The sequence below is a fragment of the Rhizobacter sp. P2_H2 genome (assembly GCF_056403375.1).
Genome location: NZ_JBFUFP010000577.1, coordinates 1 through 3430, shown reverse-complemented (window position 1 = coordinate 3430; position 3430 = coordinate 1). Strand labels below are relative to the sequence as shown.

The following is a 3430-nucleotide window of genomic DNA, read 5'->3' as shown; positions in this document are numbered from 1 at the left end:
GGTGATGACGGTCGAGCGCCAGGAGTTCAGGAACAGGAACACGATCAGCACCGTGAGCGCCGCGCCCTCGAACAGCGTGCGCTTGACGTTGGCCACCGAGACGCGGATGCCGCGCGAGTTGTCGCGGTTGACCTCGACCTTGACGCCCGGCGGCGTGAGTGCGGCCGATTCGGCCAGCGCCTTGTTCAGCCCGTCGACCACCTCGATGGTGTTCTCGCCCTGCGATTTCTGCACCGACAGCAGCACGGTGCGCTGGCCGTTGTAGAGCGCGAGGCTCTCGATCTCCTGCGGGCCGTCGACCACGTCGGCCACCTGCCACAGCTTGACGGCATTGCCGCCGTTCGCGCCGCGGCGGGCGACGATGATCTCGCGGAAGTCGTCCGGCCGCTTCAGCCGCGCATTGATCTGCACGACGCGCTCCTGCTCGCGTGTGCGGATCGAGCCCATCGGCAGCTCCTGGTTCTCGCTGCGCACCGCGGCGACGACCTGGTCGACGCTCAGGCCCAGCGCATCGAGCGCGGCCGGCCGCACATAGACGTTGATCTCGCGCTCGACACCGCCGATCACGCTGACCGCGCCGACGCCGCGCACGTTTTCGAGCCGCTTCTGCAGCACCTGGGTGGCCCAGGTGGTGAGTTCCTGCGGCGAGCGCTTGCCATCGGCGGACAGCACCGCGACGTTGAAGATCGGCTGGCTGGCCGGGTCGAAGCGCGAGATGCGCGGCTCCTTCACCTCGTCGCGCAGGTTGGGGCGGATCAGCGCGACCTTCTCGCGCACGTCATCGGCCGCCTTGCGTCCGTCGACATCGAGGTTGAACTCGACGATCACGACGGCCGTGCCTTCATACGAGCGCGAGTACAGCGAGTTGATGCCGGCGACGGTGTTGACCGCCTCCTCGATCTTCTTCGTGACCTCGCTCTCGACGATCTCGGGCGAGGCGCCCGGGTAGTCCATCTGCACGACGACGGTCGGGAAATCGATGTTCGGGAACTGGTCGACCGCCAGGCGCTGGTAGCTGAACAGCCCGAGCACGACGAAGGCCAGCATGACCATCGTGGCCATCACCGGATTGCCGATCGAGACGCGGGTGAACCACATGGTGCGGCGGGCCGGTCAGGGGGCCGAGGCCGGGCTGGTGACGCGCACGGCCGTGCCTTCGCGCACCTGGCCGACGGTGCCGCGCAGCAGCGTCATGCCTTCGCCGGCACCTTGCAGCAGCTCGACCTGGCCGTCGCGCTCCAGGCTGCCGGCGACGCTGCCGCGGGCGCCCAGCGTCACCGGGCGCTGCACCACCTTGCCGTCGACCACCGCCAGCACGTAGGGCCGGGCCTGCTCGACGCGCACCGCGTTGGCCGGCACGACCAGTGCGGTCTTGCGCTCGATCTCGATCGCACCGCGCGCGAACAGGCCCTGGCGCAGGCCGGGCTGCGGCTGCAGTTCGAGGTAGACCATCACCGCGCGCGTGCCCGACTGCGTGCTCGGGTTGATGCGCACCACCTTGGCCTGTGCCGGCGTGGCGAGCCCGTCGACCTGCAGCGTGGCCGCCTGGCCGACCTGCACCGTGCCGACGTCTTCGGGGGCGATCGCCGCCTCGAGCTCGATGCGCGACAGGTCGACCACCTCGACCAGTCTGGCGTCGATCGCGACGCGCTCGCCCGGCTGCACCGCGCGCACCGAGACGATGCCGTTGATCGGCGCAATCAGCTGCGCATCGCTGCGCGACTTGCGGGCCAGGTCGACGGCAGCGACCGCCGCGCCGTAGGTGGCCTGGGCCGAGGCCTCGTTCGACACCGAGGTCTCCAGGCCGGTGGCCGAGATGAAGCCCTGGGCGACGAGCGCCTTGTTGTTCTCCAGCGTGCGGCGGGCGATGTCGAGCTGGCCGCGTGCCGACGCGGCGTTCTGCTCGGCCTGGCGCAGGCGCAGCTCGACCTCGGTGGTCTCGAGCTGGCCGATCACCTGGCCGGCCTTGACGCTGTCACCTTCGCGCACCGTCAGCGACCTGACCTCGGCGGCGACCTTGGYGCGCACCACCGCGCTGTTGACCGCCTTCAGGCCGCCCGACACCGCGAGCGTGCGGGCGAACGATTGCGGGCGCAGCACGAGCAGGTCGCCGGGCGCGAGCTCCAGCGCGGCCGGTGCCTTGGTGCTGCCGAGCAGGGCCTGCTCCTGCTTGCGGGCGCTGAGCGCGCGCATCACGAAGCCGCCGATCAGCGCGACGACGACGACGGGCACCGCCCACTTCACCCAGCGCTTCATGAGACGACGGGGGCCGGGTGGCGTTCGATGCCGCGGGTGACGGTGTCCATGTGCTGGAAGATGAAGTCCTGCGGGGACACGAGGGAGGGCACCGGCGAGCAGACGCCCAGCGAGTGCTTGTGCATGCACAGCATGACCATCGGCAGGATCAGCGAGTGCACGGTGAACTCGACGTTGACCGGGCGGAATTCGCCGGCCTCGATGCCGCGCTGCACGACGGTGCCGACCAGCTGCGAGCCCGGCTCGATGACCTGCTCGCGGTAGTAGTCGGCGATGTCGGGAAAGTTGCGCACCTCGGTGACGATCAGCTTGAAGACGGCGGACGCCGGGCTCTCGAAGATGCGCAGCCACCAGCGCGGCAGCACCTCGCGCAGCACCTGGGCGTTGCTGCCGGCGAAGGCGCGCACTTCGTCGACGCCGCTCTGGATCTCGGTCGACACGCGGTCGCGGATCACCGCCTTCAGCAGCTCTTCCTTGCTCGGGTAATAGAGATAGAGCGTGCCCTTGGACACCCCGGCGGCCGCCGCGACTTCTTCCGACCGGGTTGCGGAGAAACCCTTTTCAGAAAAGAGCGCCAAAGCCGCGTCCAGCAGTTCCTGGGGACGGGCTTCCTTGCGGCGCTGGCGGGCGGGGAGGGGGTGGAGGGGGTCGGGGGTACTCATGTCACGGTACTGACTGACTGGTCAGTAATGTAAGGGGTGGGGTGGCGGGGGTCAAGCCGGGGGGAGGGCTGCCGCTATCATCGGCGCTCATTTTTTGCCGGGGAATGCGAGTGGACTTCGTACTGTTGTTGAAGGCGGCGGTGATGGGCGTCGTCGAGGGGCTGACGGAGTTCCTGCCGGTGTCGAGCACGGGGCACCTGATCCTGGCGGGGTCGTTGATGCACTTCAACGATGCGCGCGGCAAGCTGTTCGAGATCGTGATCCAGTCCGCGGCGATCCTGGCCGTGGTGTGGGAATTCCGCGGCCGCATCGGCGGGGTGCTGGGCGGGCTGGGGAGCGACCCGAAGGCACGCCGGCTGCTGCTGAACGTCGGCATCGCGTTCCTGCCGCTGGCGGYGCTGGGCCTGCTGTTCGGCAAGATGCTGAAGGCGAACCTGTTCAACGCGCCGACGGTGGCGACCACCTTCATCGTCGGCGGGCTGATCATCTTGTGGGCCGAGCGGCGCCAGCAC

General features: G+C 69.2%; 4 protein-coding genes. 1 reads left to right on the top strand and 3 read right to left on the bottom strand.

Annotated features, from left to right (window positions below):
* From AC1D15_RS22800 to AC1D15_RS22790, 3 genes are all read right to left on the bottom strand, one after another.
* Positions 1-1098, bottom strand: a 1098-nt coding sequence (locus AC1D15_RS22800) for an efflux RND transporter permease subunit (RefSeq protein ID WP_477827762.1), incomplete at its 3' end; no start/stop codon positions are given.
* A gap of 15 nt (positions 1099-1113) precedes the next feature.
* The gene (locus tag AC1D15_RS22795) at positions 1114-2256 is read right to left on the bottom strand and encodes an efflux RND transporter periplasmic adaptor subunit (RefSeq protein WP_477827761.1); all 1143 of its coding nucleotides are present in this window, start codon (positions 2254-2256) and stop codon (positions 1114-1116) included.
* Entirely contained in the window at positions 2253-2918 is a 666-nt protein-coding gene (locus tag AC1D15_RS22790; RefSeq protein WP_047513243.1) for a TetR/AcrR family transcriptional regulator, read from the bottom strand. The genes AC1D15_RS22795 and AC1D15_RS22790 overlap by 4 nt, the downstream gene beginning before the upstream one ends.
* Before the next feature lie 110 nt (positions 2919-3028).
* On the opposite strand from AC1D15_RS22790, the gene AC1D15_RS22785 reads away from it, so the two are divergent.
* On the top strand, positions 3029-3430 hold a 402-nt coding region (locus AC1D15_RS22785; protein ID WP_477827760.1), incomplete at its 3' end, for an undecaprenyl-diphosphate phosphatase.

Coding starts and splice junctions, on each gene's coding strand:
- AC1D15_RS22790 (WP_047513243.1), bottom strand. CDS start 2,918: ATGAGTACCCCCGACCCCCTCCACCCCCTCCCCGCCCGCCAGCGCCGC.